The sequence below is a fragment of the Dyella telluris genome, assembly GCF_014297575.1.
Lineage (GTDB): Bacteria > Pseudomonadota > Gammaproteobacteria > Xanthomonadales > Rhodanobacteraceae > Dyella > Dyella telluris.
The window spans coordinates 1,521,747-1,543,023 of sequence record NZ_CP060412.1 but is presented as its reverse complement, the minus strand read 5'-3'; the positions used below and the strand labels follow the sequence as shown (position 1 = coordinate 1,543,023).

Here is a 21,277-nt window from a genome sequence, read left to right as displayed (position 1 = left end):
AACGCAAATCGGCAAAAGCGGCCTTCTGCGCGGCATACGGCGATCGGAGCCAGGCGGCCTTCCTTTGGCGGCGAGCCAACGCCGCTCTTTTTCCTGCGCGCCTGACGGACGACAATAGCCCGGTGACACTTGCTGCGCCCCTTCTCTTCCGACTTCCGGACATGCACCCATGACGCCTTCCGACCACGACTTCGACCACGGCCACGAGTTCGATGAAGACGACGATTCACTGGATGCCTATGTCTGGCAGTTGTTCCTGCTGATCAATCCCGGCGACGACGATTCAGCGTTCCAGCAGTTCGCTGCCTATCGCGAAGCGGTCGGCGATACGCCTGACGATGATGTTGATGTGGCGCAGGTGGTGGGGCAGGTCGCCGACTGGCGCGCGACCTTCCACGTGGATGAGGGCGACACGCGTAGCCTGGTGCAGGCTATCGAAGAACTCGCCTCGCGCTGGAACCTGGACATCGACTGGGATGGTGACGCGGACGAGGATGAATTCCACGCCAGCGTGGATACCTCCGACCTGATCACCCTCGCCTACGACAACCTCGCGCCGCATGGCTACACGCTGTGGCTGCTCGACACGGATGACGACAGCATTGCCGGCTGGATCACGCTGTCGCGCGATGTGGAGCCGATGCGGGAGCTGGCGACTGAGCTGCGCGTCCATGTGCATCGCGGCAACGAGATGGGCTGACGCGAGCCGCTACGCGCGCGTGGGAAGGCAGGGCGCTGCGGCATGGCTGCGCGGCGCAGAATATGTTCTTTAACATAAATAGCCCGTGCCTATCCTTGGGTCGGGGCAGCGGAACACGCCGCTGCCTTCACCTTCCCACCACGACATGTCGGAGCGAGCCATGAAGAACTTCCTTGCGGTGTTCATTGGAACCGATGAGGCGATGAAGGCATCAGGCTGGGCACAGCTCAGCGACGCGCAGCGCCACGAGCGCGAGCAGGCCGGCATGCAGGCCTGGGGCCAATGGGTGGAGCGCCATCAGGATGTCATCGTGGAGATCGGCACGCCGCTGGGAAAGACGCTGCGTGTGTCCCATGACGGCGTCGAGAAAATCAGGAATGCGTTGACTGCCTTCACCATCGTGCGTGCCGATTCACACGAGGCAGCGGCGAAGCTGTTCGAAGGCCACCCGCACTTCGCCATCTTCCCCGGCGATTCCGTTGAAGTCATGGAGTGCCTGCCGTTACCGCGTTAGCGCGCAAGGTGTCGGTTCGACGTGTGCAACGCGACATTTAGTTGAGATCGATCCGATATCGATGCCACGCAGCCGACCGTACTCTGGCCGCCCATTCGGCTGCTTTGGCAGGTATTTCACATGCATCTGGTCTGGACGATCTGCATCGGCTTCCTCGCCGGTGTGGTTGCCCGTTGGATCTCACCGGGACGTCATGCCTTCGGTTTCTTTCTGACGGCGGCCCTGGGTATCGCTGGCGCCGTACTGGCGACCTATATCGGCCAGGCCCTGCATTGGTACGCCCCTGGTGAATCGTCCGGTTTCATCGGCGCGATAGTCGGCGCCATCGTGCTGCTGGCGCTCGGCCGTCTGCTGACGCGCAAGTCCTGAGGAGCCGCGCATGAACATGATGGATGCCTTGCTGAAGCAGGCGACGTCCCTGCTGGGCTCCGCTGAAGACAGCCATTTCGATGCGGCGGCCCAGGCGGTGCCTCGTGAGGCGCTCGGCCAGAGCCTGGCATCGATGTTTCGCTCGGATCACACCGAGTCCTTCGGCAGCATGGTGGGCAAGCTGTTCGCGCAATCGAACGCGAACCAGCAGGCGGGCATGCTGAACCAGCTGCTGGCGGCCACCGGTGCAAACCAGGTGACGCCGGAGCAGGCGAGTCATCTCAGCGTCACCGAGGTGGAGCAGATTGCAGCTGATGCGGAGCGAATTCATCCGGGCGTGATCGACCAGGTCGGACACTTCTATGCCGAACACGCCACGCTCATCAAAACGCTCGGCGGTGCGGCGTTGGCCATCGCACTCGCCAAGTTGCGCGAGCATCAGCAGGGTTGAGGCCGCCATGGCGGCAGCCTGCACATAACCGCTACATCTTCGATGGAGAGTGAACCCATGAGCATCTTTGGAACCATCATCAACAAGCTGTTCGGCAAGGCCAAGGCGGACGCCCCGGCCGACGTGTCGACCAGCGCCGCAGCGGATGCATCGTCACCGGCGGCTGCACCTGTCGCCGCTCCGGCTGTGCAGGCGACGCCGCCGGCCGTGGCGCCGCTGTCCGGCGTGGACGTGGCCGTGATCATGGATCGCTTCGTCAGCGAGAGCGGCCAGAAACTGGACTGGCGCGTGTCCATCGTGGACATGATGAAAGCGCTGGGCATGGACAGCAGCCTGGACCATCGCAAGCAGCTGGCAGCCGAACTGGGTTACACCGGCGACACCAACGATTCGGCCAGCATGAATATCTGGCTGCACAAGGAAGTGATGAAGGCGCTGGCGGCCAATGGCGGCACCCTGCCAGCCAATCTCGCCGGCTGACCGCTAGCGTGTGACGGCGTGGATGAAGGCCGGCGCGTTGCCGGCCTTCGCTTTTTGCGCCAACCGCCTGCGCGAACGGCGCCGGCGCAACACCATCCATGTGTAAGTACTGACGAAAAATAAGCACTTGCACGCCGTGTCACGCATGGCTACTCTGCGCGTCCCGTCAACCCCGCCAAGAGGAGGAATAGAACCATGATTGTTGTTGCAGCCTCCGCCGGGTCGACGCGCTTCTGAGGGTTACGCCAGCCTGCGGCTGGTGCGCTTTCCATTCCCCGCTTCGCACCCCGGTGATTCGTTCGGCCCCGATCCGCGTGGCCGTCGTCTTCCTCGTTTCCTGGGTGTTTCCATGTCTTTTCAGACGTTTTCGCTGCACCAGCTCGGCTGGCAGGCTGAGTACGCACGACTTTTGACGCTGGCCGATTTCGACGCCGGTTACCCTGCACGTGTCATGGCCGTGCATCGCAGCGGGCTGGCGGTGCTGTCCTCGCGCGGCGCGATGGCGGTGGCGTTGCCGCATGCACTGGCCGAGAGCGGCGGCGTGGCCGTTGGCGACTGGGTGTTGGTAGAACACGAGGCAGACCGCGCGCTGCGTGTGCTCGATCGCCGCTCCCTGTTGTCGCGCGTGGCGGCCGGTGGTGACCATCGACGCCAGCCGATTGCCGCCAATCTTGATGCGCTGTTCGTGGTGTCGTCATGCAATGACGACTTCAATCCCTCGCGACTCGAGCGCTATCTGGCGTTGGCGCTCGATGCGGGCGTGCTGCCCGTGGTGGTGCTGACCAAGGCGGATCTCGGCGAAGACGCGGCGGACTATGTCGCGGCCGCTGAACAGTTGATGCCGGGTTTGTCCGTACTCGCGGTCAATGCGCTGGACGAGGCGTCGGTGTCGCAGCTCGGGCCCTGGCTGACGCCGGGCAAGACGGTGGCCTTCGTCGGTTCGTCCGGTGTGGGCAAGTCGACGCTGGCCAACCACCTTACGGGAGCGGCCATGCAACGTACGGCCGGTATCCGCGAAGACGATGCGCGCGGCCGTCACACCACCACGGCGAGAGAGATGTTCCCCACGCCCGGCGGCGCATGGGTGATCGACACGCCGGGCATGCGCGAACTGCGCGTGGCGGTCGGGGAAGCGGAACTCGGTGCGGTGTTCGACGATATCGACGCGCTGGCAACGCAGTGCCGCTTCGGCGACTGCCGGCATGAAGGCGATGCGGGTTGTGCAGTGGAGGCCGCCGTTGCCGACGGCGCCCTGGATGCGCGACGCCTGTCCAACTACCGCAAGTTGCAGCGTGAATCCGCACATGCGCAGCGCAGCCTGCGCGAGCAGCACGAGCACAGTCGTCAGTTCAACGCCGTGGTGACGCAGGCGATGAGGGTGAAGAAGGAAAAGCTGGGGCGATGAGTGATCGCCCCGGTTCTGCCACCTTTCCCAATGAGCTCTGTTGTGTAGGAGCGCGCTTGCGCGCGACCGCCGTCGGAACTGGAGTCCGTCACGTAGTGGTTGCGCACAAGCGCGCTCCTACCATGGTCTGCGCGAGGTTTACTTCCAGTCGAGCTCGCTGATCACCGGGAAGTGATCGGACGGGTAACGTCCATCCTGCTGCGTGGTCACCGTGGTGAAGCTCTTGGGCGTAAAGCCACGCTCGAAGATGTAGTCGAGGCGCACGGTCGGCACGCCGGTGAAATCATGGAAGGTCTTCTCGGGGCCTTCGACCTTGGGCGCGACGGCGCGGGTGTCGGTCAGCGCCTTGGCATACACCGCATAGGTCGGGTTGCTTGCCTCGGAGTTCATGTCGCCGGTGAGGATCACGGGGACGTTCGCCGGCAATTTCGCCAGGCGACCGACGATCTCCGTCGCGCCCTTCACGCGCGCCGGCTCGTCCTCATCCCGATAGGGCAGGTGGGTGTTGTAGTAGTAGAAGGTGTGGCCGGTGGCCTTGTCCTCAAACAATGCCCAGGTGACCATGCGCGGGAGGGGGTGGCCCCAGGTGATGCTGCCAGGCACATCGGGCGTGTCAGACAGCCAGAAGTTGCCCGAGTCTTTCAGCACCAGTCGATCTTTGCGATAGAACACGCCCATGTGTTCATCGCTGTGGCCACCGCGCCGGTCGATGCCGAACCAGGTGTACTGCGGCAGCTTGGACACGATGTAGTCGCCCTGTTCCTTGTGCAGCTCCTGCGTACCCATCACATCGGGGTGCTGCTCGCGGATAGTGCGCACCATCAGGTCGCGGCGCGCTTCCCAGCGGTTGGGGCCGTCGGCGGCCACCGGCACGCGGACGTTGAAGCTCATCACGCGGAGGCTTTGCGCAGCGAGAGGCAGGCTGATGAAGGCGAGCAGGACGCTCAGGGCGAAGGTGTATCGGCGACGGGATGAGGTCAAGGTCAGGCTCCGTTCGAAGGAGGTCACGACCGTAGCACGCTCTTGCGCGGCAAGTACCCTGTCAATCGACACTTCACGCGGAAGGGACAGCGTATAGTGCCCGCGTCCGGCTGCCGGAATGTCACCACTCCACCAAGAACACCTCATGCCCCAGCGCGTCGCCACCTGCAGTTGCCGGCAACTCATGCTTCGCGCCACCAGGGACCCGCTGCGCGTTTCCATCTGCCACTGCAATGCCTGCCAGCGTCGTACCGGCAGCGTGTTCGGGGTGCAGGCGCGCTTTCGCGAAGAAGACGTGGTGATTCGTGGAAACGCCACCGCTTACGTGCGCAAGGGCGATACGGGCGGCACCGGCACGTTCTATTTCTGCCCCGTATGCGGCGCCACGGTGTACTACCGGCTGGATTCGGTGCAAGGCCAGGTTGGCGTACCGGTGGGCGGGTTTTCGCGGGCGGATTTTCCTGCGCCGAGCATCTCCGTGTTCGAGGAATGCATGCATCCCTGGGTGAGGCTGCCCGACGATATCGAGCACATGGACTGATTGCGCCAATAGTGGCCCCAAGATGCTTCGGCCAGCGCCCGGCCTGACCAGACACCGACCGCGTCAGGCCCCCGCAAGAAAATACCTGTCAAGGAAGCTGATCCCACGCCGATACCCCCCTTTGTGGGGGGTAGCGCCCATTTTCGTCGGGAATTCAGCATCATGCGTTTCACCATTCGTCTCAGAATCATTGCGAGCATGGGCCTGGCCCTGCTGGCCGCCGTCATCATCGGTCTGGTTGGCCTGCACGGCGTGCGCAGCACGTACGCGCTGGTCGATGACATGTATCAGAACAACGTGCTGGCGATGGCCGCGATCAGCGAAGCGCGCGCCGCGATCATCGAGGATCGCCTTGCACTCAATCGCTCCCTCATCGATCCGTCCAACCGCGATGCGGTGAAGCGCATCAACGAAGGCCACGAGCACCTGTTGACCGCATGGAAGCGCTACTACCCGGTCATGGTGTCGGCCGACGACGAGCGCGCCGTGGCCACGCAGTTCGACGAACTCATCAAGGCGTCCGGTCCGGATGTCAGCCAGGAGGCCCAGCTGCTGGACGCGGGCAAGGGCGAGGACGCGCGCAAGCTGCATACCGCCAAGGTGGCTGACGAGATGGGCAAGGCCACGGATGCCATCGACAAGCTGATGGTGATCAACCAGAAGCAGGCGGCGGACTCGGCCGCCGTGGCGGCAGCGAGCTTCCATCGCACCTGGCAGCTGTCGCTGGCGGTGCTGGTGCTGGCCATTGCAACACTGGTGGGCGTGGCCGTGGTGCTGATCCGCGCCGTGACGCGTCCGCTCAATCAGGCACGCGAGCTGGCCGGTGCCATCCAGCAGGGCAAGCTCAACAACGCCACGGTAGTCACCGGCAATGACGAATTGAGCGACACGCTGCGTTCGCTGGACGAAATGGATCGCCAGCTGGCCGGCATCGTGACGCAGGTGCGCGACGTGGCCGAGCAGGTCACGTCGGCGGCACGCGATCTGTCGCAGGGCAACGATGACCTCTCGCAGCGTACGCAGGAACAGGCGAGCTCGCTGGAGGAAACCGCGGCATCGATGGAAGAGCTGTCCAGCACCGTGAAGCAGAACGCCGAAGGCGCCGCCCAGGCGCGCGAAATGGCGATGCGCATGCGCCAGCGTGCGGAAGAAGGCCGCGACATTGCCGGTTCCGCCGTGGGCGCGATGGATGCCATCACGCAGGCGAGCAAGGAAGTGGGCGAGATCGTGGTGCTGATCGACGAGATCGCCTTCCAGACCAACCTGCTTGCACTCAATGCGGCGGTGGAAGCGGCACGTGCCGGCGAGCAGGGGCGTGGCTTCGCCGTGGTGGCCACCGAAGTGCGCAATCTGGCCCAGCGCAGCGGCGCGGCAGCCAAGAACATCAAGTCGCTGATCCAGGACACCACGGAGAAGGTGAGTGAGGGCGCGACCCTGGTGCAGCGCACCGGTGCGGCACTTCAGGACATTGCCGGTGACGTACGCGAAGTGAGCACCATCATCGAAGTCATTGCAGCGGCCTCCGAGGAACAGTCGGCGGGCATCGGGCAGGTGAACAATGCGGTGGTGACGCTGGACGAAGTGACCCAGCAGAACGCCGCGCTGGTGGAAGAGGCGAGTGCCGCCAGTCGCCACACGCTGGACCTGTCGCAGGTGCTGGTGGGCCAGGTGGCCTACTTCTCCCTGCAGGGCCAGGACGCCCGGGAGCCGGCCCCGGTCCCGGCCAGCCCGGCAGCCATGGCCGCTGCCGCCCCTGTGAAGCCGGTGGCAGCGCCGGCACCGGCACCTCGCCAGCGCCCCGAGCCGGCCCTGGCCGACGCCCGGGACGTGTGGACGGAGTTCTGATCCCGCGAAGTTTTTTGCCGAAGGATTCAACGCATGGAGCGCTCGCGCGTTCCATGCGTGTTTCCGTCTTCAGGAACCGGGCTCAGGGGCACGCATGCAAAGCAGGGAATTCGATCGCTGGGCGAAGATCCGCGGGCAGGGAATGCTCAGGTATGTGCTGTTCTACGGGCTGCTCTGCTACGGCCTGCCGATGTTCCTGGTCATGACGTTTGTGATCCCCCACCCACGCCTGACCATCGGTGAGTCGGCCTTCCTGTGGTGGGGGCTGGCCGGAGCCGGCTATGGCATCGGCATGTGGCTGGTGCAGGAGCGGCGCTTCCGCAAGGTATCGGGCGGCGCCTGAGCCGGCAGGTTCAGTCTCAACCACCGTATTCACGCGGTGTTTCGGTTAATTGGCGCATGTTGGATGAGTCGCGGCAGGCAATGAACCATCCGCGGTTTTCGTGCGCCCGCTTTCCGTGATTGGACGTCCAAACAGATGCCCAATCAGATTGGCATCGACTGGAAGCCTGCCGTGCATACTCCTTCGTGCCAATGTGCGGACCGCTGGCGGCGGCCCGCGCTTGCGCACCGCTAACGAGAGGAGACACCACATGGCAAGTACCAGCTCTCGCATCGGTCGATGCGTTGCCGGCTTCTTCGTGGTCGCACTTTGCGGCTGCACCGACTACGTCAAGAAAACCGACTTTGATGCCGCCATAACGGAACTGCGTAACAACGATCAGAAGCAGCAGCAGGAGATCGATGCGATTACGCAGGAGATGCACACGAAGTTCGCGCAGTACGACACGCAGATCACGGCCATGCAAGGTCGCATCAGCGTCGACACCATCGCCCACTTCGATACCAACCAAAGCACGTTGCGTGACGAGGACAAGCAACGGCTCGATGAGTTCGCCAAGGTGATGCGCGATCACCATTCCGGCGCGGTGATCACCGCCGAAGGTTTTGCCGATCCGTCCGGTAGCGCCAGCCAGAACCAGAAGCTGGCGCTCAAGCGTGCAGAAGCGGTGCGTGATTACCTGATCCAGACCGGTGGCCTGAACGCGGAGCAGGTGCGCGCGGTCGGCTATGGGGAGGCCAAGAACCGGCAGGTGGTGAAAGGCGCGACCGGCGACAAGGGGCTGCCCAACCGCCGTGTGGCGCTGGTAACCGACTTTGCGGGTAGTACCTGAGGCGACGTCGTCATCGTGAAAGTCCCACAGCAAAGGCCGCCGACAGGCGGCCTTTGTTTGTCCGGGCGTGCTGACGTTTCCGCTCTCGCTACTTGCCCGGCGCCTTGTAGGTCAGGTCGGCGCTGAAGGCGTCGACGTGGGAGCTCTGCTCAGCGACAACTTCGTTGAGCGACTTGCGCATCGATTGTGCTTCTTCCTTGCCGTAGACGTTTTCAACCATGGTCCAGAGCGGCGTGTCGGGTTCCTTGCCTACTTCCTCCCATGACTTGGACGGAATCAGCACCAGGAAGTTGGGCGTATCAGGACCGCCCTCCCGCACTTCGGTGGTGGCGAAGTAGTTGGGCCATTTGGCCTTGTCTGCCGCTGCGCTGATCTTTTTCACCACATCGACGAAGGTTTCGTGCGCCTCGTGTCCCGGCTTGAGCTTGAAATAGATCACGTCGATGTACGGCTGGTTGAGGCTTTGTCCCTTGGCCATGTGACTCAATTCCGGATGTACCTCCATGAAGGCGCTCGTCTCGCTTTTCAGATGCGGGTTGATGCCGGAGCGAATGGCCCCTTCGCAGGGTTTTCCAGCGGTGCGCATGGCGTCGAAGGCCGCCCAGGGCAGCGGGTCCGACACATAGGAGTAGGCGTAGGTGTCACCCGTTTCATGCGTCCAGGCACTCCAGGTGTATTTGAAGCCGTGCTGGCTCAGGCATTGGTTGAAGGCCTTGGTGCCGGCTTCATAGGCTTCCTGGTCTGCCGGCGCCACGGAATCGTTGTAGACGCGGATCACCATGGGCTTGGCATTGTCGGCGGCCATCGACGTGCCGATGCATGAGAACAGCAGAGCCGATGCCAGTCCGAACGTAACGTGCTTCATCGCATGCTCCTCTGGGGACAGTCCCCGGTTGATGGTGGAAGGCGGATCGACACACCGCACGGCCACGCGCTGGCGCGGCGGTCCTGCAGTGGAGAACACCAGGGGATGGGAGAGGCGCGCGCCGGAGCGGTCCATGGCGGACCGTCTTCCTTGCGGCTGACTGAAGGCATCGCGGGGTGGAAAGACATCGCGCCGGCTCCGCAAAGTAGCCAGGCAGATTCAGGCATCGGAGGCCACGGCGTAGACCGGCGCGGCATCGGGATGCATCTGCTTGGGTAACGCCGGGCGGCAGGCCTATGGTGGCCCGTCTGTGCGGTAGGCAAATACGTCAAACAGCCTAGGCCGTGCCTTTCTGGACGGATGAAACGACAAAGGCCGCCCTGGGGCGGCCTTTGCGTTGATGCAGCAGCTGAAGATCAGCGCTTCATCGAGTTGAAGAACTCGTCGTTGGACTTGGTGTTCTTCATCTTGTCGAGCATGAACTCCATGGCGGCCAGCTCATCCATCGGATGCAGCAGCTTGCGCAGGATCCAGATCTTGGAAAGCATGTCCGGCTCGATCAGCAGATCCTCGCGGCGGGTGCCGGAGCGGTTGATGTCGATGGCCGGGTACACGCGCTTCTCGGCGATGCGGCGGCTCAGGTGCACTTCCATGTTGCCGGTGCCCTTGAACTCTTCGTAGATCACCTCGTCCATCTTGCTGCCCGTGTCGGTCAGCGCGGTGGCGATGATGGTCAGGCTGCCGCCTTCTTCCACGTTGCGCGCGGCGCCGAAGAAGCGCTTCGGGCGCTGCAGGGCGTTCGCATCCACACCACCGGTAAGCACCTTGCCGGAGCTGGGCACCACGGTGTTGTAGGCACGGGCCAGGCGCGTGATGGAGTCGAGCAGGATCACCACGTCCTTCTTGTGCTCGACCAGGCGCTTGGCGCGCTCGATCACCATTTCGGCGACCTGCACGTGGCGCACGGCCGGCTCGTCGAAGGTCGAGGAGATCACTTCCGCACGGACGGTGCGGGCAATTTCCGTCACTTCTTCCGGGCGCTCATCGATCAACAGCATGATCAGATGGACGTCGGGATGGTTGTACTGGATGGCCTGCGCGACGTTCTGCAGCATCATCGTCTTACCGGATTTCGGCTGGGAGACGATAAGGCCACGCTGGCCGCGACCGATCGGCGCCACCAGGTCCAGGATGCGGCCGGTGATGTCTTCGGTGGAGCCGTTGCCACGCTCGAGCTTGAACGCCTTGCGCGGGAACAGCGGCGTCAGGTTCTCGAACAGCATCTTGTTCTTCGACGCCTCCGGCGGATCGCCGTTGATGTCGTCGACCTTGAGCATCGCGAAGTAACGCTCGCCTTCCTTCGGATGGCGCACGCGTCCGGTGATGTAGTCGCCGGTACGCAGGTTGAAGCGGCGGATCTGGCTGGGCGAGACGTAGATGTCGTCCGGGCCGGCCAGGTAGGACTCGTCCGCCGAGCGGAGGAAGCCGAAGCCGTCCTGCAGGATTTCCAGCACACCCTCGGCCCAGATGCCGCCGCCGGAGCGGGCGTGGGCCTTGAGGATGGAGAAGATCACGTCCTGCTTGCGCGCACGCGCCACGCCTTCCTGGATGCCGAGCGACTCGGCGAACTCCACCAGCTGGATCGCGTTCTTGCGCTTGAGCTCGGTGAGGTTGATCAGGCGGTCGCTGCTGCCGGCATCGGCGTAGTCGTCGTCCACCGGCAGGCCGTTGTTGTTGCGTGCATGCTGCGGGTTGTTGTTCCCGCCACCGCCGCCCTGGCCACGCTGCTGCTGCTGATTGCGCTCGTGACGACGGCGACGGCCGCGACCGTCACGGTCATTGCGGTCATTGCGATCGTTGCGGTTGTTGAAGTTCTGCTGGCCGCCCTGCTGCTGGCCGCCCTCGCGGGCTTCCTGCGGCTGGCGCTGGCCGCCGTCGTTCTGCGGCGCCGATTCGGCGGCAGGAGCAGGGGCAGGGGCTTCAGCCGGCGGAGCGGCGCGCTCGATCGGCGGCAGCGGCGGCATGTCGAGCTGCGGCTGCTTGTCGGCTTTCTCGGCGGCGGCAGCAGCAGCTGCCGCAGACTTGCGCGGAGCACGCGTGCGGGTTTCAGCCACAGGTTTGGCGTCGGCGCTCTTGGCGTCGTTGTTTTCTTTGCTTTCGATATCAGACACGGGCAAACCTCTGCGGGGCGCCGTTGATGACAGGAGGGAAGGTTGCGCTGCGCGGATGGCGCGGGGGACAGAACTGTCCCAGCGGACGCATGGAATCTAGCACCCGGTCCGCGGCGGCGTAAAGCGCCGCGGCCGGTAAAGTTCAGAAAAATTTCTCTGGAGCAGAGATTTCTGAGACGACCTTAGATGGCCTTGTCGATCATCTGGGTCAGTGCGCCCTTGCTGACGGCACCGATCTGGGTGGCTTCGACCTTGCCGTTCTTGAACACCATCAGGGTCGGAATGCCACGGACGCCGTAGTTGCGGGGCGTCTTCTGGTTGTGGTCGATGTTGATCTTGGCGATGCGCAGCTTGCCCTCGTACTGCTGGGCCAGCTCGTCGAGGATCGGCGCGATGGCCTTGCACGGGCCGCACCACTCCGCCCAGAAGTCCAGCAGCACGGGGGTATCGGAATTGAGCACTTCCTGCTCGAAGGCGTCATCGCTCACATGGGTAATCAGGTCGCTCACCGGGGTCTCCGAAGGTAAGGCGGGTAAGGGTTTCACGACCGCGCGCCCAGCATCGGCTACACTGGGGCGCCCATGAAGCGCGGGGTCGTACCGGAAGGAAGTCGTTTGGCCGTTGCGGCAAGCCTCCATTCCATCGTAACTCGGGGCACGATTCAAGCGATTCAAGGGGAGGCTTTCAGCCCGTTCGGCACGTTGAATGGGTTGGTCTCCAACGGGCGGCCAGGGACGGTTCCGTTGACATAGGTGAAGGGTTTTTCTTTGACTGTCAGTGACTTGATTCACTCAGTCCCTTGACCTATGCCAGCGGAGCTGTCGTACGCCACCGCTCCCGCCGGCCCTGCCAGGACACGTGCCGCGGGCACGCGCGATCCGCTCCGGATTCCGCCTGCCGCCACGTCCTGGTCGCGCCGACCCTTCACCTGTTCCTTGTTTGCGTCTCACCGGCAAGGAGCCAGGCGGCTGCCATTGGGCGCTGCCTGCATCCAACTCCCTAAAAGCAATGTCTCAAACAGTTCTCACTGATACCTTTTTCACCAATTTCGACCTCCATCCGCTGCTCCAGCAAGGCCTCGACGAGGCGGGTTTCACCCGCTGCACGCCGATCCAGGCGCTGACCCTGCCGGTGGCACTGACCGGTCGCGATGTCGCCGGTCAGGCGCAGACGGGCACGGGCAAGACCTGCGCCTTCCTGGTGGCCATGATGAACCGCCTCCTGACCACGCCGGCCGTAGCCGAGCGCAAGGACAGCGATCCGCGCGCCCTGGTCATTGCCCCTACGCGTGAGCTGGCCATCCAGATCGAAAAGGATGCCAAGGCGATTGGCCGTTACACCGGCCTGCGCACCGCGCTGATCTACGGTGGCGTGGATTACGACAAGCAGCGCCAGCAGCTCAAGGATGGCTGCGACATCATCATCGCCACGCCGGGCCGCCTGCTGGATTACTTCAAGCAGCACGTGTTCAGCCTGGACGCCGTCGAAGTGATGGTGATCGACGAGGCGGACCGCATGTTCGACCTCGGCTTCATCAAGGACGTGCGCTTCATCTTCCGCCGCCTGCCGGCGCGCGAGCAGCGCCAGGTGCTGCTGTTCTCCGCCACGCTCAGCCACCGCGTGCTGGAGCTGGCCTACGAGCACATGCACAACGCCGAGAAGCTGGAAGTGGAGACGGAAAACGTCACCGCCGACCGCGTGCGCCAGGTCGTCTACTTCCCGGCCAAGGAAGAGAAGATGCCGCTGCTGCTCAACCTGCTTGAGCGCACCACGCCCACGCGCAGCATCATCTTCGTCAACACCAAGGCCGCCGCCGAAAAGATCACCGACCGCCTGAAGCGTCAGGGCTATCGCGTCGGCGCGTTGTCGGGTGACGTGCCGCAGCTGAAGCGCCAGAAGCTGCTGCAGCGCTTCCAGGAAGGCCAGCTCGATATCCTGGTGTGCACCGACGTCGCCGCGCGCGGCCTGCACATCCCGGCCGTGAGCCACGTGTTCAATTACGACCTGCCGCAGGACGCCGAAGACTACGTGCACCGCATCGGTCGTACCGCCCGCCTGGGCGCCGAGGGCGATGCGATCAGCTTCGCCTGCGACCTGTACGCGATGAGCCTGCCGGACATCGAGACCTATATCGGTCAGCGCATCCCGGTGGCCAACATCGAAGCGGACATGCTGGTGATGCCCAAGCCGCGCGAGCAGGATGCGCAGTTCGTGGCCGACTCCGCCGCCGACAGCGCCGCGTTTGGCGACAAGGTGGAAAGCCGCGAGAAGGAGTCTTCGTCGCGCAAGGGCCCGCGCAGCCGCGATGGCCGCAGTGGCGACCGTCCGCGCAGCGACAAGCCGCGTGAACCGCGCAAGCCGCGCCACGAAGCCGCCGCCGAGGGCGGGGAAGCGACCACGGTGAAGACCGACGCCGCCGCTGCACCCGCAACGGAGCAGGGCGAAGCCGCCGACGGCGTGGCACGCAAGCGTCGCCGTCGTCGCGGTGGCCGCAACCGTCGTCGCGACGGCGAGGCACCGGCTGCCGAGGCCGCCAGCAACCAGGCCGGCGAAGGCAACCGCGCACCGCGCGGTGAGCGTCGCCCGCCGCGCGAGCGTGGCAACGGCGATAGCAATCACGCTCGCCCGTCGCGCCACGTGGCCATCACCTCGGGCAAGTCCGGCAAGCCGGCCGAGAAGGAGGCGCCGCAGAAGGTGGGCTTCTTCCGTCGCCTCAGCCGTTTCTTCACCGGTCGCTGAGCACGTTGGCAGGTTATCGACCGTCGCCCCGGCCCAGGTCGGGACGACGGTCGAGCGAAAAGGCGGTGAGATCCATCGCCTGACTGAAGACTGACGCTGCTGGATTCGGGCCTGCGCCGGAATGACGCTTGGGATGAAGCGTGCTGCTGCCGGAATGAATCGGCGGCAGCCCGGCAAGACGAAACCGACTGACCTTCACGCGTGCATCCCTTATCCTTGGTCGCATCCAGGATCGGGGACACGCGGTGATCCGCTTCGACCAAGTCAGCAAGCGCTATGAAGGTGGCCACGAGGCCTTGTCGCAACTCTCCTTCGAGGTGGCGGCGGGCGAGATGGCCTTCGTGACCGGCCACTCCGGCGCCGGCAAGAGCACGCTCCTTAAATTGCTGGGCCTGATCGAACGGCCTTCGCACGGCGTCGTGACGCTGGACGGGCAGAACCTCGCCAAGGTGGGGCGTGCCGGCATTCCCAAGTTGCGCCGCCGCGTGGGCATGGTGTTCCAGGACCATCGCCTGCTGATGGATCGCACCGTGTTCGCCAACGTCGAACTGCCGCTGATGATTGGTGGCATGGCGCCCGCGGATCGCAGCAAGCGTGTGCGCGCCGCACTGGAAAAGGTGGGCCTGCTTTCCTACGAGCGCCAGCTTCCCGCCACGCTGTCCGCGGGTGAACAGCAGCGCGTGGGCATTGCCCGCGCCATCGTTGCCAAGCCGACCTTGCTGATCGCCGACGAACCCACCGGCAATCTCGACCCCACGCTGGCGGTGGAGATCATGGGCCTGTTCGCCGAATTCCAGGGCGTGGGCACCACCGTGCTGATCGCCAGCCATGACCTGCCGCTGATCAAGAAGATGAAGAAGCGCGTGATCGTGCTCGACCACGGCCGCCTGGTCGCCGATGTGGCCGCACAGGAGGTGCTATGAGCACGCAGCCCGAATTCCCGATGGAAAGCCCGCTGCTTTCCGACCAGTCGCGCGGCATCCGCAGCAAGCCGCGACCGGTGGCGAGCTGGCGCGAGCACCACGGCTGGAGCGCCATGGCCAGCCTGCGTCGCCTGATGTCGCGACCGGTAGGCACGCTGCTGACCGTCGCGGTGATGGCCATTGCGCTGGCCCTGCCGCTTACCTTCTATCTGCTGCTGGGCAACCTGCAGAAGATGGGCGATGCGCTGGGCCAGAACCAGACCATCAGCGTGTTCCTGCAGCCGGGCCAGGGTGGTTCGTCGGCGGACATGATGGCCAAGAAGCTGCGCGAGCGCAGCGAGGTCGAGAGCGTCAAGGTGAAGTCGCCCGACCAGGGCATGGAGGAGCTGGCGAAGATGCAGGGCTTCTCCGGCGCACTGCATACGCTGGACGCGAACCCCTTGCCGTTCGTCCTGGAAGTACAAGCCAAGGCCGATGTGAGCGCGGACAGCGTGGACCGACTTGTCTCGGACATGCGGGGCATGCAGGGTGTGGACCAGGTGCAGGACGGCGGCACCTGGCGTCAGCGCCTGGAGGCCATGCTCGGCGTGGGCCAGCGCATCGTGATCATTCTGGCCGGGCTGCTGGCCGTGGCCGTGCTGCTGGTGGTGGGCAATACGGTGCGCGTGGACATTGCCAGCCGTACCGAGGAAATCGGTGTGCTGATGCTGGTGGGCGCAAGCCGCGCCTTCGTGCGTCGCCCCTACCTCTATGCCGGCATCTGGTACGGGCTGCTCAGCGGCGTGCTGGCAGTGGGTTTCGCCGTGCTGGTGGAGCTGGCGCTGGCCGAACCCGTGCAGCGACTCGGGCAGGTCTATGCGGGCAAGCTGCAGGTGGATGCGCTGCCGCTATGGCTGCTGGCAGCCGTGCCGGTGGGGGCTGCGGTGCTCGGTTGGCTGGGCGCCCGGCTGGTCAGCGCCTGGCAGTTGCGCAAGGCAGCCTGAGTCGATGTCTCCTTGCGCCCCGCGGGTCGGGTGAAACCATGGAACCGGCTCCGAAGCGTGCGCGGGCTCACGTCCGCAGCAGCGCTGTAATGCAAGGTTTGCGGGCATGGTGCAGCATGCCGGCGCGAGGTTACCCGGTGCCCGGAGGAGGTGCCGGCAAGGTACCGGCAGGGAACGCCGGCCAACACGTGGGTGATAGGGGATGAGTGGAAGTTTCAGCAGTCGAGCCGTGGGAACAGCGCCTAGGGTGCTCGTGGTGGACGGCTCCAAGGTGGTGCGCCAGCTGATCGCCCGGGTGCTGAAGGCCGAGCTGCCGGACAGCGACGTGGTGGGCGCCGCCAATGGCGCCGAAGCCAAGGAGCTGCTCGACGGCGGCGCGTTCGACTTCATCACCATCGCGTTGCGCCTGCCCGACATGGACGGGCTGGAGCTGGCCCGTCACGTGCGCGAATCCGCCGCCCAGGCCTACGTGCCCATCGTGGCGGTATCGGGCGATGTGGACGACCGCCTGCACAACCGCACGCTGGGCGAACACGTCACCGACTACTTCGACAAGTCGCTGGGTTTCCAGGCGCTGGCGGAGTTCATCCGCGGCTACGTGAAGCCGTCCGATTCCGCCGAAGGTGAAGTGCTCTACGTGGAAGACAGCCGCGTGGTGGCGCTGGCGACCCGCCGCATCCTGGAAAAGCACGGCCTGACCGTGCACCACGTGGTGAGCGTGGAAGATGCGCTGGTGATCCTGGAAAAGGCGAGGGACGAGGGCAGGGTGGGGGCCGACATCGTGCTCACCGACGTCAGCCTGAAGGGCGAGCTCACCGGCGGCGACCTGCTCGAGCGGATTCGCCGCGACTTTGTCTACGGCAAGGGCCGCTTGCCCGTGCTGGTGATGACGGGCGACGAGAACCCGGCCAACCAGGCTGCGCTGCTGCGCGCCGGTGCCAATGACCTGGTCGAGAAACCCATCGAGGAAAAACTGCTGATGACCAAGCTGCTGTTCCAGCTGCGCGTTTCCCAGCACCTGCGCGAGCGGGGCGAGGCGGCGTGACCGACGATCGAGTGAAGCTCGAGTCCTCCTGGAAGGAGCGCATCGGCGATTACCTAGCGCGGCCCGACATGCAATCTCTGTCGGACTTCCTGCGCCACGAAAAGCAGGCCGGCAAGGTGATCTACCCGCCTGGCCCCGAGATCTTTGCTGCCTTCGACCACACCCCGTTCGACGCCGTGCGGGTGGTGATCCTGGGTCAGGACCCGTACCACGGCCCGAACCAGGCCCATGGGCTTTGCTTCTCCGTCCGGCCGGGCGTGCAGACGCCGCCGTCGCTGCAGAACATCTTCAAGGAGATCCACCGGGACCTGGGCTTCAAGGCGCCGGATCACGGCTGCCTGACCCCTTGGGCGGACCGGGGCGTGCTGCTGCTCAATGCCACGCTGACCGTCCAGCAGGCCGCCGCCGGATCCCATCAGGGCAAGGGCTGGGAAGGCTTTACCGACGCGGCCATCGATGCCCTCAACCGGGAGCGGGAGGGGTTGGTGTTCATGCTCTGGGGCTCCTACGCCCAGAAGAAGGGCCAACTGATCGACAGCAGCCGCCATTGCGTTTTGCGGTCGGTGCACCCATCTCCTTTATCAGCGCATCGCGGCTTTATCGGCTGCGGTCACTTCTCGGCGGCCAACCAGTACCTGGAAAGCCGCGGGGTGGCCCCGGTGGACTGGTCCTTGCCAATGCGCTCGGAACTCCCCTGAAACCGGCCTTTCACGGCCGCTGAACCGTCAGGGCGGCATAGTGGCACCTCCCCTGGGATGCCTCGCTGGACAGGCGTCCCAAATTCCTGTACTATTCAGTTCATCAAAGGTCCCGGAACCTTTCGGGGCCTTTAGCACTCTCACTACCCGAGTGCTAAGCTGATCCCCTATTCAGGAGGTTCCATCCATGTCTCAAGCTTTGGTGACCGCCAACCTGCCGGTGCCGAGTGTCGTCGGCAGTCTGGATGCCTACATCTCGGCGGTCCACCGGATTCCGGTGCTCAGCCAGGACGAGGAGCAGACGCTGTCGCGTCGCTATAACGAAGAAAACGATCTGGAGTCCGCCCGCAAGCTGGTGATGTCGCACCTGCGCTTCGTGGTGCACGTGGCTCGCGGCTACAGCGGCTACGGCCTGCAGATCGGCGACCTCATCCAGGAAGGCAACATCGGCCTGATGAAGGCCGTCAAGCGATTCAACCCCGACCAGGGCGTGCGCCTGGTGAGCTTCGCCGTGCACTGGATCCGTGCCGAAATGCACGAGTTCATCCTGCGCAACTGGCGCATCGTCAAGGTCGCCACGACCAAGGCGCAGCGCAAGCTGTTCTTCAACCTGCGCAAGAGCAAGAAGCGCCTGGGCTGGATGAACGCGGAAGAAGTGCGCATGGTGGCCAAGGACCTTGGCGTGCCGGAAGCGACCGTCCGCGAGATGGAATCGCGCCTGTCGGGCCGTGACATCGGCTTCGAAGCCCCGGCCGATGCCGAGGACGATGCCAAGCCGGCTCCGGAAGCGTTCCTGATCGACGAGGGCGCAGACCCGTACGACAACGTGGCCGACGCCGACCAGGCGGACAACCAGCTCGACACGCTGTCCGCGGCGCTGCAGAACCTGGATGAACGCTCGCGCGACATCATCCAGCGCCGCTGGCTCAATGAAGAAAAGGCCACGCTGCAGGATCTTGCGGACGAGTACGGCGTTTCCGCCGAACGCATCCGCCAGGTCGAGGCCAACGCCATGAAGAAGATGCGCGGCCTGTTCGCTGCCTGATCTTCGGCGTAAGCGTAAGATGACAAACGGCCCCACTGGGGCCGTTTGGCTTTGCGGAGACATGGCTGGCTCCGCGTTCCCACCCACGGATCACCCAGTTGCCGCCATGTCCCAAGTGCTGGTCATCGAAGACGACGAAACCACGGCGCGCGAAATTGTCGCGGAACTGAGCGCGCACGGCATGCACGCGGAGTGGGTGGCCAATGGCCGCGACGGACTGGCGCATGCCACGCAGCGCGACTACGACCTGATCACGCTGGACCGCATGCTGCCTGGCATGGACGGCATCGACGTGGTGGCCGAATTGCGCCGCGCCGGTCGCGACACGCCCGTGCTGATGATCAGCGCGCTGAGTGATGTCGACGAACGCGTGCGCGGCCTGCGCGCCGGCGGCGACGATTACCTCACGAAGCCGTTCGCGCCCGATGAAATGGCGGCGCGCGCCGAGGTGCTGCTGCGCCGGCGCCAGCCTCAGGCTGCCGTGGTGCAGCGCCTGCGCGTGGCCGATCTGGAGCTGGACCTGGTCAGTCACGTGGCCTATCGCGGCGGCCAGCCGCTGACCCTGCTGCCCACGGAATACCGCCTGTTGGAGTTCCTGATGCGCAACTCTGGCCAGGTACTCACCCGCACGATGATTTTCGAAACCGTGTGGGGTTTTCATTTTGACCCCGGCACCAACGTGATCGACGTGCACATCGCACGCCTGCGCCGGAAGATCGACGGCGCCGGGCAACCCGCGCTGATCCATACCGTGCGCGGCACCGGCTACATGATCGCGGCCGCCAACGAAACAGCCCCGGTGGTGTCATGAACGCTCGTCCCAACAGCTGGCACTCGACCACCTCACGCCTGATCCTCATCTATGGCTCGCTGTTCGTGGTGTGGGGCGCGGTGCTGGTTGGGGTGATCCAGTGGGAAACCACCAGCTACCTCAACAAAGTCATCGACCAGATGTTGCAGCAGCGCATGCATTACATCGCGTCTACCGAGCCTTCGCGCCTGGCGACGACGGTGGATAACGCGGCGGCGATCGACCCCCACGGCATCATGTCCGTGGGCCTGTTCGACAAGGATCACCAGCCGGTGGCCGGCAATATCGATCACCTGCCTACCTCGTTGCTGCGCGATGGCCAGGTGCATCTGCTGCGGCATGGCCTGCCGCGCCCCGACCGTGATGCGGAGCGTGTGCGCGCGCGCGGCCTGGCGACCACGCTGCCCAACGGCGACATCCTGGTGATCGCCAAGGACATCAGCACCATCGATGGCATCGGCGCGATCATCCGCCGTGCACTGTTGTGGGGCATCTCGCTCACCATCATTCCCGGCCTGCTGGGTGGTTTCCTGTTGCGCCGTGGTCCGGAAAGGCGCATCCGCGAACTGCAGGAGGCGACCGATCCCATCCGTCAGGGCGACCTTTCCAAGCGCCTGCCGGTGAGTCGTCGCGGTGATGAGCTCGACCAGCTGGCCGGCATCGTGAACACCATGCTCGGCGAGATCGAGCGACTGATGAATGAAGTGAAGGGCGTGAGCGACAATATCGCCCACGACCTGCGCACGCCGCTGACGCGCCTGCGTGCGCGGCTCTACCGCACGCAGCAGCAGCTGGAAGGCGAGCCAGAAGCCGCGCTGGTGGATTCGTGCATCGTCGATATCGATGAAGTGCTGACGCGTTTCCGCGCCCTGCTGCGCGTGTCGGAGCTGGAGGATCGCCATCGCGCGGCCTGCTTCGACAACGTGGACGTGGGGCAGGTGCTGCGCCAGGTGCACGAGTTCTACGCACCGGTGGCGGAGGATCGCGGGCAAGCGTTCGATCTCGACATCCAGCCGCTCCAGCCCGTGCGCGCCGATGCGCACCTGTTGTTCGAGGCGCTGGCCAACCTGGTCGGCAACGCGATCAAGTTCACGCCAGCCGGCGGCAAGGTGAGCTTGCGTGCCAGCATGGACAAGCGCGGGCCACGCGTGGACGTGATCGACAGCGGGCCGGGCATTCCCTCGGGCGAGCGCGATGCGGTGACGCGGCGCTTCTATCGCGGTGACAACAGCCGCACCACGGGCGGCACCGGACTGGGGCTGAGCATCGTCAGCGCCATCGTGCGCCTGCATGGTTACGCGCTCGACATCGGCGAGACCGGCAGCAACGGTGCGCGCCTCACCGTGTACTGCTATGCGTTGGGTCCGGACGACAAGGTGGGCACCTGCCTGACGCGCTCCGTGCCAGAAGTCACGCCCGCCATCGTCTGAGCGCCTGATGCCGCATGAAGATATTTTCATGTGGCGCTGAAACGCCCTGATCCGGGCAACATGAAATTATCTTCATCCGGGGTGTCGTCCAGTCGACATCCGGTGC

22 protein-coding genes are annotated in these 21,277 nt (G+C 64.7%); 18 read left to right on the top strand and 4 right to left on the bottom strand.

What is annotated here, in order from left to right; all coding sequences use genetic code 11:
- Positions 1 to 169 precede the first annotated feature (169 nt).
- The 6 genes from H8F01_RS07075 to rsgA all read left to right on the top strand — a co-directional run bounded on the left by H8F01_RS07075 (position 170) and on the right by rsgA (position 3,919).
- Positions 170 to 700: a DUF6630 family protein gene (locus tag H8F01_RS07075; RefSeq protein WP_187058303.1), complete on the top strand. Its 531-nt coding sequence runs from the start codon at positions 170 to 172 to the stop codon at positions 698 to 700.
- Between the two features lie 160 nt (positions 701 to 860).
- Positions 861 to 1,214 (top strand): hypothetical protein, encoded by a 354-nt coding sequence (locus tag H8F01_RS07070; protein ID WP_238481180.1) that lies wholly within the window; start codon positions 861 to 863, stop codon positions 1,212 to 1,214.
- A gap of 120 nt (positions 1,215 to 1,334) precedes the next feature.
- A complete protein-coding gene (locus H8F01_RS07065; protein ID WP_187058301.1) occupies positions 1,335 to 1,583 on the top strand; it encodes a GlsB/YeaQ/YmgE family stress response membrane protein in 249 nt (82 codons plus the stop codon).
- A gap of 10 nt (positions 1,584 to 1,593) precedes the next feature.
- On the top strand, positions 1,594 to 2,034 hold the full coding sequence (locus H8F01_RS07060) for a hypothetical protein (protein WP_187058300.1): 441 nt from the start codon (positions 1,594 to 1,596) through the stop codon (positions 2,032 to 2,034).
- 57 nt (positions 2,035 to 2,091) lie between these two features.
- Positions 2,092 to 2,514, top strand: a complete 423-nt coding sequence (locus H8F01_RS07055) for a DUF3597 domain-containing protein (protein WP_187058299.1) — start codon at positions 2,092 to 2,094, stop codon at positions 2,512 to 2,514.
- A gap of 349 nt (positions 2,515 to 2,863) precedes the next feature.
- Positions 2,864 to 3,919: a ribosome small subunit-dependent GTPase A gene (gene rsgA / locus H8F01_RS07050; RefSeq protein WP_187058298.1), complete on the top strand. Its 1,056-nt coding sequence runs from the start codon at positions 2,864 to 2,866 to the stop codon at positions 3,917 to 3,919.
- A gap of 138 nt (positions 3,920 to 4,057) precedes the next feature.
- On the opposite strand, the gene H8F01_RS07045 is transcribed toward rsgA, so the two are convergent.
- A complete protein-coding gene (locus tag H8F01_RS07045; RefSeq protein WP_425490109.1) occupies positions 4,058 to 4,867 on the bottom strand; it encodes an endonuclease/exonuclease/phosphatase family protein in 810 nt (269 codons plus the stop codon).
- A gap of 178 nt (positions 4,868 to 5,045) precedes the next feature.
- Here H8F01_RS07045 and H8F01_RS07040 point away from each other — a divergent pair, with 178 nt between their 5' ends.
- The 4 genes from H8F01_RS07040 (at position 5,046) to H8F01_RS07025 (ending at position 8,461) form a co-directional block, all read left to right on the top strand.
- The gene (locus H8F01_RS07040) at positions 5,046 to 5,441 is read left to right on the top strand and encodes a GFA family protein (protein ID WP_187058297.1); all 396 of its coding nucleotides are present in this window, start codon (positions 5,046 to 5,048) and stop codon (positions 5,439 to 5,441) included.
- A gap of 162 nt (positions 5,442 to 5,603) precedes the next feature.
- Positions 5,604 to 7,286 (top strand): methyl-accepting chemotaxis protein, encoded by a 1,683-nt coding sequence (locus H8F01_RS21825; RefSeq protein WP_187058296.1) that lies wholly within the window; start codon positions 5,604 to 5,606, stop codon positions 7,284 to 7,286.
- 94 nt (positions 7,287 to 7,380) lie between these two features.
- On the top strand, positions 7,381 to 7,629 hold the full coding sequence (locus H8F01_RS07030) for a hypothetical protein (protein WP_238481178.1): 249 nt from the start codon (positions 7,381 to 7,383) through the stop codon (positions 7,627 to 7,629).
- Between the two features lie 250 nt (positions 7,630 to 7,879).
- Positions 7,880 to 8,461, top strand: coding sequence for an OmpA family protein (locus H8F01_RS07025; RefSeq protein ID WP_187058295.1), 582 nt, complete (start codon positions 7,880 to 7,882; stop codon positions 8,459 to 8,461).
- An 88-nt stretch (positions 8,462 to 8,549) separates the two neighbouring features.
- Here the strand turns inward: H8F01_RS07025 and H8F01_RS07020 are convergent, their stop codons facing one another.
- From H8F01_RS07020 to trxA, 3 genes are all read right to left on the bottom strand, one after another.
- On the bottom strand, positions 8,550 to 9,326 hold the full coding sequence (locus H8F01_RS07020) for a hypothetical protein (protein WP_187058294.1): 777 nt from the start codon (positions 9,324 to 9,326) through the stop codon (positions 8,550 to 8,552).
- A gap of 416 nt (positions 9,327 to 9,742) precedes the next feature.
- The gene (gene rho, locus H8F01_RS07015) at positions 9,743 to 11,497 is read right to left on the bottom strand and encodes a transcription termination factor Rho (RefSeq protein ID WP_187058293.1); all 1,755 of its coding nucleotides are present in this window, start codon (positions 11,495 to 11,497) and stop codon (positions 9,743 to 9,745) included.
- A 182-nt stretch (positions 11,498 to 11,679) separates the two neighbouring features.
- On the bottom strand, positions 11,680 to 12,006 hold the full coding sequence (gene trxA, locus H8F01_RS07010; RefSeq protein WP_102301915.1) for a thioredoxin TrxA: 327 nt from the start codon (positions 12,004 to 12,006) through the stop codon (positions 11,680 to 11,682).
- Between the two features lie 499 nt (positions 12,007 to 12,505).
- Here trxA and rhlB point away from each other — a divergent pair, with 499 nt between their 5' ends.
- The 8 genes from rhlB to H8F01_RS06970 all read left to right on the top strand — a co-directional run bounded on the left by rhlB (position 12,506) and on the right by H8F01_RS06970 (position 21,171).
- A complete protein-coding gene (gene rhlB, locus H8F01_RS07005; protein ID WP_187058292.1) occupies positions 12,506 to 14,236 on the top strand; it encodes an ATP-dependent RNA helicase RhlB in 1,731 nt (576 codons plus the stop codon).
- A 245-nt stretch (positions 14,237 to 14,481) separates the two neighbouring features.
- On the top strand, positions 14,482 to 15,159 hold the full coding sequence (gene ftsE, locus H8F01_RS07000) for a cell division ATP-binding protein FtsE (RefSeq protein ID WP_187058291.1): 678 nt from the start codon (positions 14,482 to 14,484) through the stop codon (positions 15,157 to 15,159).
- Positions 15,156 to 16,142, top strand: coding sequence for a permease-like cell division protein FtsX (ftsX, locus tag H8F01_RS06995; RefSeq protein WP_187058290.1), 987 nt, complete (start codon positions 15,156 to 15,158; stop codon positions 16,140 to 16,142). Before ftsE ends, ftsX begins: the two co-directional genes overlap by 4 nt.
- Positions 16,143 to 16,344: 202 nt before the next feature.
- Positions 16,345 to 17,187: a response regulator gene (locus tag H8F01_RS06990; RefSeq protein ID WP_187058289.1), complete on the top strand. Its 843-nt coding sequence runs from the start codon at positions 16,345 to 16,347 to the stop codon at positions 17,185 to 17,187.
- The gene (ung, locus tag H8F01_RS06985; RefSeq protein ID WP_187058288.1) at positions 17,184 to 17,885 is read left to right on the top strand and encodes a uracil-DNA glycosylase; all 702 of its coding nucleotides are present in this window, start codon (positions 17,184 to 17,186) and stop codon (positions 17,883 to 17,885) included. The genes H8F01_RS06990 and ung overlap by 4 nt, the downstream gene beginning before the upstream one ends.
- A 187-nt stretch (positions 17,886 to 18,072) precedes the next feature.
- A complete protein-coding gene (gene rpoH / locus H8F01_RS06980; protein ID WP_187058287.1) occupies positions 18,073 to 18,930 on the top strand; it encodes an RNA polymerase sigma factor RpoH in 858 nt (285 codons plus the stop codon).
- Positions 18,931 to 19,036: 106 nt separating this feature from the next.
- Positions 19,037 to 19,741 (top strand): response regulator transcription factor, encoded by a 705-nt coding sequence (locus H8F01_RS06975; RefSeq protein WP_187058286.1) that lies wholly within the window; start codon positions 19,037 to 19,039, stop codon positions 19,739 to 19,741.
- Positions 19,738 to 21,171: a sensor histidine kinase gene (locus H8F01_RS06970; RefSeq protein ID WP_187058285.1), complete on the top strand. Its 1,434-nt coding sequence runs from the start codon at positions 19,738 to 19,740 to the stop codon at positions 21,169 to 21,171. Before H8F01_RS06975 ends, H8F01_RS06970 begins: the two co-directional genes overlap by 4 nt.
- Positions 21,172 to 21,277 lie beyond the last annotated feature (106 nt).

Bases quoted from the DNA above. Each gene is read 5' to 3' on its own strand.
- H8F01_RS07020 (WP_187058294.1), bottom strand. From the start codon at position 9,326: ATGAAGCACGTTACGTTCGGACTGGCATCGGCTCTGCTGTTCTCATGC.
- H8F01_RS07055 (WP_187058299.1), top strand. From the start codon at position 2,092: ATGAGCATCTTTGGAACCATCATCAACAAGCTGTTCGGCAAGGCCAAG.
- H8F01_RS07025 (WP_187058295.1), top strand. From the start codon at position 7,880: ATGGCAAGTACCAGCTCTCGCATCGGTCGATGCGTTGCCGGCTTCTTC.
- H8F01_RS21825 (WP_187058296.1), top strand. From the start codon at position 5,604: ATGCGTTTCACCATTCGTCTCAGAATCATTGCGAGCATGGGCCTGGCC.
- H8F01_RS06990 (WP_187058289.1), top strand. From the start codon at position 16,345: ATGAGTGGAAGTTTCAGCAGTCGAGCCGTGGGAACAGCGCCTAGGGTG.
- rpoH (WP_187058287.1), top strand. From the start codon at position 18,073: ATGTCTCAAGCTTTGGTGACCGCCAACCTGCCGGTGCCGAGTGTCGTC.
- rhlB (WP_187058292.1), top strand. From the start codon at position 12,506: ATGTCTCAAACAGTTCTCACTGATACCTTTTTCACCAATTTCGACCTC.
- H8F01_RS06975 (WP_187058286.1), top strand. From the start codon at position 19,037: ATGTCCCAAGTGCTGGTCATCGAAGACGACGAAACCACGGCGCGCGAA.
- H8F01_RS07065 (WP_187058301.1), top strand. From the start codon at position 1,335: ATGCATCTGGTCTGGACGATCTGCATCGGCTTCCTCGCCGGTGTGGTT.
- H8F01_RS07075 (WP_187058303.1), top strand. From the start codon at position 170: ATGACGCCTTCCGACCACGACTTCGACCACGGCCACGAGTTCGATGAA.
- H8F01_RS07040 (WP_187058297.1), top strand. From the start codon at position 5,046: ATGCCCCAGCGCGTCGCCACCTGCAGTTGCCGGCAACTCATGCTTCGC.
- rsgA (WP_187058298.1), top strand. From the start codon at position 2,864: ATGTCTTTTCAGACGTTTTCGCTGCACCAGCTCGGCTGGCAGGCTGAG.
- H8F01_RS07060 (WP_187058300.1), top strand. From the start codon at position 1,594: ATGAACATGATGGATGCCTTGCTGAAGCAGGCGACGTCCCTGCTGGGC.
- H8F01_RS06970 (WP_187058285.1), top strand. From the start codon at position 19,738: ATGAACGCTCGTCCCAACAGCTGGCACTCGACCACCTCACGCCTGATC.
- H8F01_RS07070 (WP_238481180.1), top strand. From the start codon at position 861: ATGAAGAACTTCCTTGCGGTGTTCATTGGAACCGATGAGGCGATGAAG.
- H8F01_RS07030 (WP_238481178.1), top strand. From the start codon at position 7,381: ATGCAAAGCAGGGAATTCGATCGCTGGGCGAAGATCCGCGGGCAGGGA.
- ftsX (WP_187058290.1), top strand. From the start codon at position 15,156: ATGAGCACGCAGCCCGAATTCCCGATGGAAAGCCCGCTGCTTTCCGAC.